The 13306-nt window shown below is 39.8% G+C and carries 13 protein-coding genes; 6 read left to right on the top strand and 7 right to left on the bottom strand.

Features of this window, described 5'->3' with window-relative positions:
* The first annotated feature begins 141 nt into the window (after nt 1-141).
* Nucleotides 142-1515, top strand: coding sequence for a DNA repair protein RadA (gene radA / locus J8L86_RS08565; protein ID WP_065108647.1), 1374 nt, complete (start codon nt 142-144; stop codon nt 1513-1515).
* A gap of 166 nt (nt 1516-1681) precedes the next feature.
* Nucleotides 1682-2533 (top strand): transporter substrate-binding domain-containing protein, encoded by an 852-nt coding sequence (locus J8L86_RS08570; RefSeq protein ID WP_211029901.1) that lies wholly within the window; start codon nt 1682-1684, stop codon nt 2531-2533.
* A gap of 88 nt (nt 2534-2621) precedes the next feature.
* On the opposite strand, the gene J8L86_RS08575 is transcribed toward J8L86_RS08570, so the two are convergent.
* Nucleotides 2622-2984 (bottom strand): PilZ domain-containing protein, encoded by a 363-nt coding sequence (locus tag J8L86_RS08575; protein WP_055023732.1) that lies wholly within the window; start codon nt 2982-2984, stop codon nt 2622-2624.
* Between the two features lie 225 nt (nt 2985-3209).
* Nucleotides 3210-4568: a YjiH family protein gene (locus J8L86_RS08580; RefSeq protein WP_065108645.1), complete on the bottom strand. Its 1359-nt coding sequence runs from the start codon at nt 4566-4568 to the stop codon at nt 3210-3212.
* A gap of 419 nt (nt 4569-4987) precedes the next feature.
* On the opposite strand from J8L86_RS08580, the gene J8L86_RS08585 reads away from it, so the two are divergent.
* Complete coding sequence (locus J8L86_RS08585) at nt 4988-5698, top strand: hypothetical protein (RefSeq protein ID WP_065108644.1); 711 nt, start codon at nt 4988-4990, stop codon at nt 5696-5698.
* A gap of 6 nt (nt 5699-5704) precedes the next feature.
* Here the strand turns inward: J8L86_RS08585 and J8L86_RS08590 are convergent, their stop codons facing one another.
* Nucleotides 5705-6595 (bottom strand): U32 family peptidase, encoded by an 891-nt coding sequence (locus tag J8L86_RS08590; protein ID WP_211029903.1) that lies wholly within the window; start codon nt 6593-6595, stop codon nt 5705-5707.
* A gap of 10 nt (nt 6596-6605) precedes the next feature.
* Nucleotides 6606-7607: a peptidase U32 family protein gene (locus tag J8L86_RS08595; protein ID WP_065108642.1), complete on the bottom strand. Its 1002-nt coding sequence runs from the start codon at nt 7605-7607 to the stop codon at nt 6606-6608.
* 136 nt (nt 7608-7743) lie between these two features.
* Here J8L86_RS08595 and J8L86_RS08600 point away from each other — a divergent pair, with 136 nt between their 5' ends.
* Nucleotides 7744-8265, top strand: a complete 522-nt coding sequence (locus J8L86_RS08600) for an SCP2 sterol-binding domain-containing protein (protein ID WP_080916381.1) — start codon at nt 7744-7746, stop codon at nt 8263-8265.
* A 136-nt stretch (nt 8266-8401) separates the two neighbouring features.
* On the opposite strand, the gene J8L86_RS08605 is transcribed toward J8L86_RS08600, so the two are convergent.
* Both J8L86_RS08605 and yegQ read right to left on the bottom strand, forming a co-directional pair.
* A complete protein-coding gene (locus J8L86_RS08605; protein WP_065108640.1) occupies nt 8402-8653 on the bottom strand; it encodes a YfhL family 4Fe-4S dicluster ferredoxin in 252 nt (83 codons plus the stop codon).
* Nucleotides 8654-8659: 6 nt separating this feature from the next.
* Complete coding sequence (yegQ, locus tag J8L86_RS08610) at nt 8660-10057, bottom strand: tRNA 5-hydroxyuridine modification protein YegQ (RefSeq protein WP_065108639.1); 1398 nt, start codon at nt 10055-10057, stop codon at nt 8660-8662.
* Nucleotides 10058-10287: 230 nt separating this feature from the next.
* On the opposite strand from yegQ, the gene J8L86_RS08615 reads away from it, so the two are divergent.
* Together J8L86_RS08615 and J8L86_RS08620 are read left to right on the top strand one after the other, a co-directional pair.
* Nucleotides 10288-11130: an HDOD domain-containing protein gene (locus J8L86_RS08615; protein WP_055023744.1), complete on the top strand. Its 843-nt coding sequence runs from the start codon at nt 10288-10290 to the stop codon at nt 11128-11130.
* A gap of 81 nt (nt 11131-11211) precedes the next feature.
* Nucleotides 11212-12732 carry a bifunctional diguanylate cyclase/phosphodiesterase gene (locus tag J8L86_RS08620; protein WP_211029905.1) on the top strand — a complete coding sequence of 507 codons (1521 nt, stop codon included), beginning with the start codon at nt 11212-11214 and terminating at the stop codon, nt 12730-12732.
* 14 nt (nt 12733-12746) lie between these two features.
* Here the strand turns inward: J8L86_RS08620 and J8L86_RS08625 are convergent, their stop codons facing one another.
* Nucleotides 12747-13181: a thioesterase family protein gene (locus J8L86_RS08625; protein WP_119968470.1), complete on the bottom strand. Its 435-nt coding sequence runs from the start codon at nt 13179-13181 to the stop codon at nt 12747-12749.
* Nucleotides 13182-13306 lie beyond the last annotated feature (125 nt).

Raw genomic sequence — 13306 nt, forward strand, 5'->3', positions numbered from 1 at the left:
GCCTAAAGTAAGCTTACTTTATATAAATTTAAATTATGTGCCTGTTAAAGCAAGTAAGATAATCATTAAAATATATTATAAATGAATTGATAATTCATTCATTATCAAATTGGTTAACTCTAAACGAAATGACATTGAAGCATGGCAAAAAATAAAACAGCGTTTGTATGTAATGAATGTGGGCAAGATTTTCCACGATGGCAAGGGCAATGTAGTGCATGTCAGGAGTGGAATACGATTTCTGAAGTGCGTATTGCAGCAGTTAAATCTACAGCAAACTCAGTGGCGGGTTACGCAGGCTCTGTTGGTGGAGGTTCAAAGAAGCTCGGTGAAGTTGAAGAGTTTGAAGCCGAGAAAAAATTAACGGGTATTGGTGAATTAGATCGAGTGTTATGTGGGGGGCTCACGACCGGCTCTGTCAATATTATTTCAGGCGATCCAGGCGCGGGTAAGACCACATTATTGTCAGATCTGATTGCAAGAATGTCTCAAAGTATGCCATCACTCTATTGTACTGCTGAAGAGTCGTTATCCCAATTTAAGAACCGAGTTAATCGGTTGAAGCTTAATTATAACGAAGATAACTTGTATTTAATGGCTGAAACCAGTGTCGAAGCGATTATTGCAGAACTTGAAGCCAAAAAAGTTAAATTTGCTGTGATTGATTCGATACAAGCTGTTGTGTCAGAAGCGGCGAATGGCAGTCCAGGTTCGCCTTCACAGGTTAAAAGCAGTGCCCAAGCCTTAACACAGTATTGTAAGCAAAATAATGTGACCATGTTTTTAGTGGCTCACGTCAATAAAAATAATGAAACAGCTGGGCCGCAAACACTGATTCACATTGTAGATTGTTTGACTCATATTGAATGTAATGATGGTCAAATCAGAACCCTACGTGCGAATAAAAACCGATTCGGTGATGTTGATACCGTGGGTATTTTCAAAATGACCGAACGTGGCATGATAAGTGTTGATAATCCGAGTGAAATCTTCTTATCTGGGTCTACAACCAATTCCCCTGGGGCTGCCATTACCTGTATTCGAAAGGGAAATCGCAACCTTTTACTTGAGATTCAATGCCTAACAACTGAAACAGAAGGCGAATTTCCTCAGCGAGTCTGTGTCGGTTTAAATATGAACCGAATTAAAATGCTCACTGGCGTATTACGTAAACACACTAAAACCAAAATTTATCACGATACTTATTTTAATTTAGTCGGTGGGTTAAAAATTGATGAGTCAGAAACCTGTATTGATTTAGCACTGGTGACAGCACTCTTAAGTAGCTTGAATGATTTTGTGGTACCAAGAACCACATGCATTATGGGCGAACTCAGTTTAAACGGTGATGTTAGGCCAATCGACAGCGGTGTACCGCGTGTTAAAGAGGCGGTACAACATGGCTTTACAGAGGTGTTTATTCCGCATCGTAATTATCATAAATCGATGGAAGGTTTAGGCGCTAAAATTCATCCGATTAAAACCATTCATGAATTACTTGAGTTAATTAATTAGTTGGTTTTATCGCTTACGCTATTGTCAGCATGAGTTGACAATAGCGTTGAACGGTTTAATCGGAAAAAGCTAGAAAGTTTAAAATTAACAAAGGTATAATCTTTCTTTATTTGTAACGTTAAGCCTCATTCACTCAATCTCATCACATTTAAAATGGAATATAGCAGTGTTTATTCGATTTAAAGTCAGTTTATTATTGTGGTGTGTCTTCTCAACAAGTCTGTTCGCTAAAGAGTCCACTCCTCAAGTTTTGCGCTTATATCAAAATGAGTTTCACTTTCAGTACCATATCGAATTATTAAAAATGGCATTGGATAAAACGGCTGCTGAATACCCTGAAGCTAGAGTACAGTTTACCGAGCAAGTTACCCCTGGTCGCGGTTTAAAGATGCTGGAGCAAGGCGAAGTCAATGTCGCTTTTCTTGCTTCAAGTAAGCAACGTGAAAAGATGTTTATTCCCATAAAAGTCCCATTGTTGCAAGGCTTATTAGGGTATCGGTTACTGTATATTCATCAAGATAATCAAGATAAATTTAAGCAAGTTAACAGTGCAAATCAGCTAAGTCATTCATTTGTTGCTGGCTTTGGCTCACATTGGGCTGATTTAGACGTTTTACGCCATAACGAGTTGCCAACGCAGGAAGTTGGCACCGCGAAAAGTTTGTATCGTATGTTACAAGCGAAGCGTTTCGATTACTTCCCAAGAGGGGTGAGCGAGATTTGGGCTGAAAAGAAAAGGCTAGGCCCTGATTTGCCCGATCTCATTATCGAACCTAACTTAGCACTTGTTTATCATTTGCCTATGTATGTGTTTGTGAATAAACAGAATCCAGAGTTGGCGGAGCGGATTGAGAAGGGCTTACAAAGAGCCATTGTAGACTTATCGTTTCAGGAGTTATTTTTAAAATATTATAGTGACGCTATTTTAAAGGCGAAATTACCCCAGCGAACAATTATTCATTTAGAAAACCAAGATTATCTTAGCGAAAAACCTATCGATTCAAGCTGGTGGCTATAACTGACATTGAGTCACAGCTAGATTAAGCATCGATAAGTTGATTCTTGATAACTTGATGCATTGGGTGTCTACCTACACATAGGGATGCTTAATCTAGATGCAGTAACTGTGCTAATTCTCTGTGCAATAACTCAGCATCACCAATGTTCAACTCTATGATTCTTTTTAAATGGCTAATGCTATCAAGGTCAATGTGCTGACACTCTAGCCCAAGTTGTTGGCTTTTATGATGCACGAGTACAGTATCCATATTCAGGACGATATCAGATTCAGGCAGTAAAAAGCTTAAGCCAATTTTTTGTCCTAACGTGAGGGATAAGGCTTCTGGCTCTGATACTAATGCGCCATTAATACTGAGATCTAATATATTGGTACGATAGGTTTTATCGTTAAAACTGAGGGTGGCTGTCGCGGCAAACAATGTGCGAGTGTATTGTCTTCTTTCATCCATAAAATGTTACCTAGATTGTCACTCGATTTAAATTGAATAGGGAAGGAAGGGTTAATTTCACCATTCAAATAACCACTTAAGAATACGCTATCTGTATTTGATTGCCAATATAAGTCAGTTGTTATAAGAACCAACCTGATTAAAAATAACGCATTAAAAAAGGAGCATTCAGCTCCTTTTTAATGTTGAGTAAAATAAATTACTCAATGAGTTTACTGATTTACACTAGATGAGTAAATGAGCACAAAGTGCAATGACAGGCAGTGTAACGAGTGTACGTAGAATGAATACTACAAATAACTCAAAGAAGTTAACTGGAATTTTGCTACCAATTAATAACGCACCGACTTCACTCATGTAGATTAATTGTGTGACTGACAAAGCCGCAATCACAAAACGCGTTAAATCAGATTCAATAGAGCTTGCTAAAATAGATGGCAAGAACATATCAGCAAAGCCGACTACGATTGTGGTTGATGCGACATCAGCTTCCGGAATTTGCAGTAGTTCTAACAGTGGAATAAACGGCATACCTAAGTATTCAAAAATAGGTGTGTTTTCTGCAAGTATAAGGGCAATAGTACCAATGGCCATTACTACTGGGATAATACCGAACACCATATCCACGACATTTTTTACGCCTTCACGCAGTACATGTTTAACGCCGCCAGCACGAGATGCTTTATTGATTGCTTGCTCAAATCCCCACGACATAACCCCATGACCTTTAGGGATCATTTCATCATCAGGATGACGAGGTGTGTTATCTATGTATAAATCTTTTTTCCATGACAGTGGGGGTAACTTAGGAACCACTACAGCAGCGACAAAACCTGCTAAACATACTGTTAAATAAAACGGTACAAAAAGGTGTTCAAGTTTGACTTGAGAGATAACGACTAAGCTAAAGGTAATCGAAACAGCAGAAAAGGTTGTACCGATGACAGCGGCTTCACGCTCAGTATATAGGCGTGTTTCATATTGTTTGTTGGTCATTAAAATGCCGACACTACCATCACCTAGCCATGATGCCATACAGTCGATTGCACTTCTGCCAGGTAAGTTAAAGATAGGACGCATTAATTTAGTCAGCATGGTTCCGAAAAACTCGAGCAAACCAAAATTTAATAATAACGGCAGCAACATACCTGCGAAAATGAACACAGAAAATAATACAGGTAGCAAGTCATTAAGGACTAATGCACCAGTATCTGCAGAATAGATAACTTCGGAGCCAATCTCTAAATAAGTTAATACAATGAATATTGCACCTAAAATACGAACAACTAACCAAAAAGGTGACACATTGAGAAGGGTATTAAGAAAAGGCTTTTCTAACACCAACTTAGGCTTAAGTAATTTACTGATTACCGAAATGATAGCCATAAACACGACAATACAAGTTACCAATAAAGGCAATACGTCGGCAAAATGGCTTTGCACTGCTTTGGAAACAATAGCAATTGGAATCGTAATGGCGCCGTTATAACTGATAGGCGTCATGAATAATAACAAGCCTAGCAGTGACGGTATGACAAAGGTCAATATTGTCTTAATGTTGTATTTTTGTTTTTCTTGAGTCACTTTTTATATGCCTTTGCAACTGGCCAAATAAGCTTGGCTGATTGTGTCTAACCGTCCAGTGGGAAAAATGCTGAATGTCCATTCAGAAGTAATAAAGCGAGGCAAGGGTACCTGCTTATCTAGTCTATGTAAAACTATTCACTTTGGCGAATAGTTATTGAGTTATTTTGCTTATCTATATTCTATAGGGTTTGGCAATAAATGCACGTAATAATTTGTTTGTAATCATAATGTTAGTTGGTTGTTGTTGTGTGTTTTGGTCTTTGTTATTACAATTATTAAGGTGCTTTGTTCGATTGTACATAGCAGAGTACTGTTGTCGTCATATGAATGAGTTACTAAACATTAGATGTGCATAGCGGTTTTATCAATGTAGATTCAGTATGATAAAGCAAACCATATAAGGAAATTTGACTGTTGTGATATTAAGTAAACGAGAAAAAATCGCCAGATTAGCTTACCTGTTTGGTTTGCTAGGGTTGCTTGGCCTTTTTCTTGGTATTAGTTTATCGGTATTGATGGAATATATTCAATTTGGCGATCAATACAGTTTACTGCAATTTTCTATCAGTGAACTCGGCACCTACAATCGTTCTTCTAGTGCGTTATGGATCAACGGAGGGCTGTTTTTTGGTAGTTTAAGCCTGACAATGAGTTGTTTATTTGGCTTACAGTTAAGTCGACGTATTTCCAGCGGACTCTTTTGGTTTTCACTCATCGTGACGTTTATTGCTTTAGCTGCAACGGGCTTATTTCCGCTTAATGTGTTTCATTTACACATCAAAGCTGTGTCTATCTACATTTACTTTGGTTTATTAGCTGCGACTTTTTGCTTTATAGAGTGTGCTATTGAGCGAAGGATTCGCTTGTTCTTACCACTGGTGTTGAGCTTTGTTATTGTGCTCATTCATGGCAGCATTTTAGCTCATGAATGTTGGCGAGAGAGCTTAGGCTTAAACCCGATTTCAGATGGTGAATTATTTCAGGCGATAGTGTCCCAATCGCCGAAACCTGATATTTGGTGGCTATCCATTTTATTCTGGTGCAGCATTGTCACTATGTGGTTATGGATATTGAGTATATGTCGCTGGTACTTCTTGCCCCTGCAACAGGGGCAATTAAGCAAGTAAACTACACTACACTTGTTGTAATCCTGCTTGACCAAACCAATAGCCATTACAGGCATTAACGTTCGAAGATGTGGTCTTATTGTCTGCTTCACCGCTGTGGTTTTTAAGGTGGCTAATTAAGCTCACTAATTCATCGGCTTGCTTAATATCGTGAATATCATTGGGTGAGACCCTAAAGAAATTAACGCCCATTGCTATCATATCGGCTATTTCAGAGGTTAAGTCCAAATGAGCTGCTGATTGAGTTTGAATTCCGTTTAGACGTAATAGACTTTGCTGCTCTTGAGTTTGCGCCAAAATGCCTTTCGGATGCTGGCGGCATATTGTCTCGCAGTTATCTTTACTTAACCCGAAATGTTTAGCGGTAAAACAACGAGCAGAATGCGCCAATGGAATATACCCATATCCAGTCACTTCAACTTCAAACCCAGGCCTATTAGGATGATTTAATACTGTATCTAACCAAGCTTTAGACAGTTCAAATGGCATAACAAAACGACTCATTCCCATTTTATGCAGTATATCTAAGCTGGCTCGGTTGTAGTTGTTGATTGATGGGCCACAGATAAATGGCAAGTTTGCTTGTTGTGCGATTTGAATCGCAGCCATGTCATTTGCTTCGATGCTGAACTCACCATTATCGACATACTTTTTTAACTCGGTCAGCTCCGACTGAGCTTCAATTAATGCCATGGTAGATAAAATGACATTTTTTCCGTGAGCGTTAAGCATGGTTGCCAGTTCAATGTAATCATTGAATTTGAGTAATCTTCTGCGACTGCAGACGGTTTCACCAAGGTAAATGGTATCTATGCGACTTTGAGCGGCTTGCTGGTAAAAGTCATCTACTGCGGTTTTTTCCCAACAATAATTAATTGGTGCGAGTGAAATTTTCATGAATTCTTACCTACTGCCATTGACGCTCGTAGGCGCCTAATGTGGTGACCTGTCCTTCTGATACCTTTGCTAATGTTTCATTCCATCTTGCAAGTTCAGTAAATGCATTTGGGTTGGCCAAATAACTGTCTATTGCTTCACGCCAAACACGGGTGACTTGTTCAACATAAGCTGGACTGCGTTGTCTGCCTTCAATTTTAAGAGAACAAATACCTGCGTTAGCAAGTTGAGGCAATAAACTGAGTGTATTCAAGCTTGTTGGTGACTCGAGTAAGTAGTCGGCTTGGGATTCATTTTCAGCAATGTAGCGCCCTTTACAAACAACAGGGTAACCTAACTGTTGGTCGATATTAGAAGTGTCAATGAGTACTTCATTTAAACGTGTTAAACATTGATTACCGTCTTCTTGCCATCTAACGTGTTTTGCTGGCGAGCAAGAACCACCGGTATTGGGTGACTGACCTGTAACATAAGATGATAGGTGGCATCGTCCTTCTGCCATAATGCAAAGGCTACCAAAGGCGAACACTTCCAAGTCAACAGAGCTATTTTTAGCAAGATCTTTGACTTGCTTCATCGACAATACCCGAGGTAATACCGCTCGCTCGATATTAAATGCCTGTTGGTAGAACTCTAGTGCAGCAAGGTTCGTTGCACTAGCTTGAACGGATAAATGAAGCGGTAAATGAGGGTACCGACGGCTTGCATAGTCGAGCAGCGAAATATCTGCAGTGATTAAAGCATCCATTTGAAGCTGGGCTGCCAGATCAATGGCCTGATACCAGCGTGACTCTTCACCTGGTTTTGGGTAAGTATTCAAGGTTAAAAATACTTTTCTGCCTTGACTATGGGCAAGCTTCGTTGCTTGTTTCATTTGCTCAGGTGTAAAGTTTAACCCTGCAAATGAACGTGCATTTGTATCATCTTTTAATCCGAGGTAAACCGCATCTGCACCTGCTCTAAAAGCGGCTTTTAATGAGGCTAAATTTCCTGCTGGGCACAAGAGTTCCATATTCTCTCTCTCAAACTGTCGTAGAAAGGGAGTGTAAAGTTGAATGACGTCACATGATTTGATTTGAAACAGGTTTCAATTGATAAAATGTGAGTAAACTAGCTTAATTATTAGAGTAAGCAGTGTAGGAGTAAGGATGTCTTTTCGATTCACCAATAGCGTGGCTAAAAATGTACTAGGGTTAGCCCCGAAAGTGGCAACGCAATCTTTAGCCGTTGTACCTGAAAAAGCCAAAATGAATGTGTTGGCTAAATTGCTGTCTTTGACATTGTCTGAACAAATAAAATTTGGTGAGTTAGACTTTTTACAATCTAAATGGGTTGCTATATCGGTTATGGATATTGGCTTGCACTTTGAAATCAGTTTCAATGACGAATTGTTGCTTAGACCATTAACTCAAGCAGATGTGACTTTTACGGCTAATGTTCCTGAGTTACTGTTAGTTGCGGCAGGAAAAGAAGATCCCGATACCTTATTCTTTCAACGTAAGTTAAAAATTGAAGGGGATACTGAGTTAGGCTTAGAAGTGAAAAATTTACTACTCGGTATTGAGCTAGAATCTCTGCCTAAACCCGCTAGATTAACCATAGAGAAGCTGGCGTTAACACTACAAACTCTTCAAGGCTACTCATCTGAGCAGCCCCAAGCGTCAGCTTAATGTCTGTAGGCAACTTATTGCCATTGTTAAGCACTATCTGAGCAGAGCATTAAAATTCTATTAATAAAAAGGCGCCTTAGGCGCCTTTTTTTGTGTATCTCAGTTTTCACCGAGGGATTAAGCTTGTGCTTGTGGGTTATACCTTTCCTGTGATGACTTGGTATTTATATTTAAGCTCTTCAGGTGTTTCAGCATGTTCAGGATCGGGATCAATACAATCGATAGGACATACAGAGACACAAGTCGGCTTATCATAGTGGCCAACACATTCTGTACACAGTGCTGGGTCTATTTCATAAATCTCTTCGCCCATGGTAATCGCTTCATTAGGGCACTCAGGCTCACACATGTCGCAGTTAATGCAGCTATCATCGATTAATAATGCCATAACAGGTTACTCAGCTTTTTCTGCAGCTTGATGAGGATTACGAGTATCTTGGCCTTGCGGTAAGTTACGCATCAAGATGGCTTTATCTAGCTCAACGCTTTCAGGAACGGCTAAAAATACAAAGTGCCCCGAACCTAAACCAGCTTCAACTGATTCACCTTTACGATTGACTAGCTCTGAAATCGTCAGGGTAAAGTTTCCTTGTGGCGTCATGACTTCAACACTATCACCGACAGAGAACTTATTTTTAACATCGACTTCTGCAGCGCCGCTATCATTGCGAACGCCAGTGAACTCACCAACAAACTGTTGAGTGTCACTGATTGAATAACCGTAATCGTAGTTTTGATATTCATCATGAACATGGCGACGTAAGAAACCTTCGGTGTAACCACGATGTGCTAACCCTTCAAGGTTGTGCATTAATGTACGATCAAAGTCTTTACCTGCAACCGCATCTTCAATAGCTTGACGGTACAATTGAGCTGTACGTGCGACATAATAAAATGACTTAGTACGGCCTTCAATTTTAAGAGAGTCTACGCCCATTTTTGTTAAACGTTCGACGTGTTGAATCGCACGTAGATCTTTAGAATTCATGATGTAAGTGCCATGCTCATCTTCATAAGCGGGCATATATTCACCTGGACGCCCAGGTTCTTGTAATAGAACAACTTCATCTGAAGGTTGACCAGCACCTAATGTCGGTGTCTCAATTTGCACACCGTTTGCATCGACGATACCTTGTGGGTTAACGGCGATGATATCACCAGTGTCTGTTTGCTTGGCTTCATGTACATCATATTTCCAGCGACAAGCATTAGTGCATGTGCCTTGGTTTGGATCGCGTTTATTGATATAGCCTGATAATAAACAACGTCCAGAGTAAGCCATACATAACGCGCCGTGGACAAACACTTCTAACTCAATATCTGGACATTGTTGACGAATCTCTTCAATTTCATCTAATGATAATTCACGAGATAAGATGACTCGTTTAATCCCCTGTTGCTGCCAGAACTTAACGGATGCCCAGTTAATCGCATTGGCTTGTACAGACAAATGTACTGTTTGATCTGGGAATGCCTCACGCACCATCATAATAAGACCAGGATCTGACATGATCACAGCATCAGGCTTCATATCAATGACAGGTGCCATATCACGTATGTAAGTTTTTAATTTTGCATTGTGCGGTGCAATGTTACTGACGACATACAACTTTTTATTTAGCGCATGGGCTTCTTTGATGCCCATCGCCAGATTTTCCATTTTGAAGTCATTATTTCTAACCCGTAAGCTATAGCGAGGTTGGCCTGCATAAACAGCATCTGCACCGTATGCAAAGGCATAGCGCATATTCTTTAACGTTCCTGCTGGAGACAATAGCTCTGGTCTAAACATAATCACTCTCAATTTGATGGAAATTCGCACACAGCGCGGGGGCGGCATTTTACTTAAGTATGGTCGCTGAATGCAAATAATTCATCTGTGATTGTGCTGCTTGTCTAATTTAATGTTTGCTAATTAATTGACATGCTTTATAAAGATTAGTGCTTTTTCTTTATTCTATTAAATGACATAGCTGATATAATCGAAACAAAGCAACAACAATAAAATTACAGGCGGGATCTATGACAACTGAACACCAATTATTGGTAGGGCTATTAAAGAAGCTAAAAGACGATGCTTTAGTGCTTCCGACACTGCCTGAAGTCGCCATGCGGGTGCAGGAAGTTGTTGCGCAACCAGACTCAAGTCTTAAACAAGTTGGCGACATTATTGGCCAAGATGCCGCAATTTCGGCGCGTATTATTAAGGTGGCAAACAGTGCTTTATATAGCCGAGGTAATAAAGCTGAAAATATCAGTGCTGCTGTCAATCGTATTGGACTAATACAAATAAAAGCGATTGTTACCTCTGTCGCATTAGAGCAATTATTTATCTCAACCAATGAGATGGTTTGGGAGGTGATGGATGAAGTGTGGCAAACTTCTATTGAGGTCACCGCATCAGCTGGTGCTATGTTGGCTATTTACAATAAACGTCACCCGAGTAAGAAATTAGACCCTGAAACATTAACATTGGCAGGCTTAGTCCATAATATTGGTGCTCTACCTGTGTTATCTGAGGCAGAAACAAAGCCTGATGCCTTTACAAGCATTGAACAGTTACGTGGTTTAGTCCGTAAAATGCAAGGACCAATTGGTCGTGCTATTTTAAAGACTTGGGACTTTGCGCCTGAAGTGATGGAAGTGGTTGAACGCTGGGCTGATCTTCATTATATGCCTGAGTCGGTGACCTATTTAGACTTTATTCGCTCAGCAGCTTATTATACTGGCGAGTTAAGAGCAGGGCCTGAATTGGAACAACGTCTAGATATTTTTGCAACTCGCGGCTTACCTGTAACACCGGAAGATCTAGAGAGTGACGAGTTTTTAGATGTGTATCATTCTATTAAGCAAAGTTACCAATAACAGCTGAGAATATAGCCGCCAAGCAGACATGAATGAGCTTGGTTATGGAATTAACCCCAATTGAATAAGGAGCGATAAGTTGTGTTAAGTATTGAAATTATAATTGTATTGTTTATCGCCCTTATTTTGTTATTGGGTATTGTATTAGGCGGTTACTTCCAACAAGGCAAATTCATCGCAGAGCTGACTCAAACCTTAGAGTCGAATAATGCAATCCAGTCCCCACTTAACTTTAAACATACTCCAAGAGCATTCAAACCTCTGGTTAGAAACCTCAATTTATTCCAGCAAAACAACCCTATAACGCTTGAGCGAGATAAGCTGACAGGGTTATCTAATCGAGTTGGATTCAAGCGTAAAATGTTTGCCAAGATGCCTGCGACTGAGGGGATGCTCGTGCTGGTGGACATTCAGCAGTTTCGCTTTGTAAATGATCTCTTTGGATTTATTTTTGGTGACCAGTTATTAAAAGCTTTTGCATTACGAATTAAGGGGCTAAACAATCCGCCACAATTCGTTTCAAGAATGAACGGTAATGAGTTTTTACTTTTCTACCCTAAAGCTATTTCAGTTAACGAGTTATCTAATATAAAGCAGCATCTACAAAAGCCATTCGACATCGAGCAAACTCCAATCAGCATTAAAGTACAATTAGGGGTACTTGAGCTGCATGACCATCATGCGGATGTGAGTTTAATGCTACGTCGATTAGACTTAGCACTTAAAAAAGCCAAGCTCAGCCGAAACGATATCGCATTTTATAATCAAGATGATGACAAAGCTCAATATCGTGAATTGACAATCATTAATAGCTTACCTAAAAGTCTGAAGCAAAACCAACTCCATATGGTGTATCAACCTAAGTTGGATATCAGCTCGGGTAAGTGTTCACAAGTTGAAGCGTTAATTCGATGGGAGCATGATGGCTTAGGTATTATACCGCCAACAGAGTTTATTCCTTTAGCTGAACATACTGGCATGATTGACTTAATCAGTAAGTGGGCTCTTGAACAAGTGTTACAGCAACAGGTTAAGTGGTTACAGCAAGGCATCAATATCAAAGTGGCAGTTAACTTATCCACTAAAGATCTTGAAAATCAGCATTTGCCAATTGATATCAGTAATTTGCTTATGCAGTACAAAGTGCCTGCTGAGAACTTAATGATTGAAATCACTGAAAGTGTATTGATGTTAGATTTAGCACGGACCATCGAAACACTAAAAGAAATTCGCGAGTTAGGAGTTAAAATTGCTATTGATGATTTCGGTACAGGGCATTCATCTTTAGCTTACTTACGCCACCTTCCCATTGATGAAGTTAAAATTGATAAAGCCTTTTTGGACGACTTTAATTGCGATTTACAAGCTAATAAGATTGTGAAAACTAGCATCGAACTGGCTAAGAGTCTTGGTTTTGATGTTACGGTCGAAGGGGTTGAAACCAAAGATGTATTTGATACCTTAATTGAGTTCGGAACTGATACCATTCAGGGGGAGTATTTTAGTAAGCCTCTTGTCGCAACAGATTTTGAGCTACGATACACGCAGCTCATTGAACAACCTTTCTTATTCCTACCAAGCTCAGATAACGTTAAACATTAAAGTGATTAACGCGCTTAAGACTGATTAAATTGTTGTTGTAACTGGCTAATCAAGTTGAGTGGCATAGGGGCCATCTGACGTTGCTGATTCATGCAGACCATCTCAATTGTGGCTGTCACAGCAGGCTTTTTAGCATTAGGACGCCAAATCTCTTGTTGCCAAACAGTACGGTACTTACTTTCAAAGTAATAACGCGTTCTAACATCAACGATATCAGCAAATTCAACCCCATCGTGACACAGCATATCTGTACGATATACCGCGAAGCCTAGCTGTTGCTGTTGCCACAATAAGTTCAGTACGTCTGCGCCAATCACATGCTCTCTCGCTCGTTCAAAATACTTTAAAAAGTTGGGGTGATATACCACGCCTGAAAAGTCTGTATCTTCATAGTAAATTTGTACAGGAAAGTGAAAAGTTGGGCTATATTCAATCGTTTTCTGAGTCATCTTGATGCTACTAAGTCATTTTATGAGGGCATTGTTACTTATTCTTAGACGTTACAACAGTGTTTTTCGGTTTGCTATGGCGATTCATTGACTGCTCAGACCAGAGTTTGGCTAATCCCCTTTAA

The organism is Shewanella sp. MMG014, from assembly GCF_018100775.1.
In the GTDB taxonomy this organism is placed as follows: Bacteria; Pseudomonadota; Gammaproteobacteria; order Enterobacterales; family Shewanellaceae; genus Shewanella; species Shewanella japonica.

Bases quoted from the DNA above. Each gene is read 5' to 3' on its own strand.
- J8L86_RS08625 (WP_119968470.1), bottom strand. From the start codon at position 13,181: ATGACTCAGAAAACGATTGAATATAGCCCAACTTTTCACTTTCCTGTA.
- J8L86_RS08605 (WP_065108640.1), bottom strand. From the start codon at position 8,653: ATGGCATTATTAATCGATGATAGCTGCATTAACTGCGACATGTGTGAG.
- J8L86_RS08575 (WP_055023732.1), bottom strand. From the start codon at position 2,984: ATGGATGAAAGAAGACAATACACTCGCACATTGTTTGCCGCGACAGCC.
- J8L86_RS08600 (WP_080916381.1), top strand. From the start codon at position 7,744: ATGTCTTTTCGATTCACCAATAGCGTGGCTAAAAATGTACTAGGGTTA.
- J8L86_RS08615 (WP_055023744.1), top strand. From the start codon at position 10,288: ATGACAACTGAACACCAATTATTGGTAGGGCTATTAAAGAAGCTAAAA.
- J8L86_RS08595 (WP_065108642.1), bottom strand. From the start codon at position 7,607: ATGGAACTCTTGTGCCCAGCAGGAAATTTAGCCTCATTAAAAGCCGCT.
- radA (WP_065108647.1), top strand. From the start codon at position 142: ATGGCAAAAAATAAAACAGCGTTTGTATGTAATGAATGTGGGCAAGAT.
- J8L86_RS08590 (WP_211029903.1), bottom strand. From the start codon at position 6,595: ATGAAAATTTCACTCGCACCAATTAATTATTGTTGGGAAAAAACCGCA.
- yegQ (WP_065108639.1), bottom strand. From the start codon at position 10,057: ATGTTTAGACCAGAGCTATTGTCTCCAGCAGGAACGTTAAAGAATATG.